The following is an 833-nucleotide window of genomic DNA, read 5'->3' on the forward strand; positions in this document are numbered from 1 at the left end:
CGACAAGAAGGCGGCGAACGTTCTTCTCGAATGTGGTTCCCTTACCTGCGGGTACGACCAGGCCGAACGTTTTCATGATTCCACGAATCTGGTTCGAAAGCTCGGTGGTGATCCTGACCAGTCGAGTGCGCGCGGCCACGAGCGTGCGGGTCAGCATGCTGTCGTATCCTTTCACCCGCACCTCACGGAAAAACCCCACCTCTGCAAGATGTGCCAAACCATCGGCGTCGTTCGCGTCGGTCTTGTTGGCGGCCATCTCGAGCGCTGCCTTGGCATGGCGCGCATCGATACAGATTGCCGGCAACCCCTCTTCCTGAAGCGCATGATAGAACCAGACGGAAAGGGGCCCAGTCTCGAACACCACACGTTTGGCCGCGGGCGCCCGCTTGCGGATAAGCTCGGCAATGATCCTTGGATCAGAGGCACACTTGCCGCGCCAGACGCGCTCACCTTCACGGCGGATCGACACCGCCGTCTCTTTCATCGACACGTCGAGACCGATATATTCTTCCATGGCTGTTCTCCCTTAGATGCTTGGGCCCGGCGTCAGGTCGTGAGCCCGTATCTCCATCCTATCGGGGAACAGCCCCCCTCCAAGACTATGGTTGGATTCAGGGCAAAACCGCTCCCGCGATTACCCCATGTGGAAGGCTCCCGCTCCGTTGGTGCTAAATAGGCATCGTGTGTAGAAGGCTCCCGCATGAGGGGAATTTGGTACGGTCGTGCAGCGCATCTCGAGTGCAGTCGTGTGTCCGCCTGTCATGCAGCCATTCTTAGACTGCTGGCCTTGAAGGGTGGTTCCGCTAGGATCACGCCCCCAATCGAATAGACGG

Annotated in this window: 2 protein-coding genes; both read right to left on the reverse strand. The window is 59.1% G+C overall.

All coding sequences use genetic code 11. The annotated features are described in order from the left end of the window. A partial coding sequence (locus CEV33_RS00225) for an IS110 family transposase (RefSeq protein WP_141211511.1) occupies positions 1-514 on the reverse strand: 514 nt, incomplete at its 3' end. A 120-nt stretch (positions 515-634) separates the two neighbouring features. Beyond that, a partial coding sequence (locus CEV33_RS24150) for a hypothetical protein (protein WP_208620109.1) occupies positions 635-833 on the reverse strand: 199 nt, incomplete at its 5' end.

Origin of the sequence: Brucella grignonensis (genome assembly GCF_002252505.1) — a bacterium.
Classification (GTDB): domain Bacteria; phylum Pseudomonadota; class Alphaproteobacteria; order Rhizobiales; family Rhizobiaceae; genus Brucella; species Brucella grignonensis.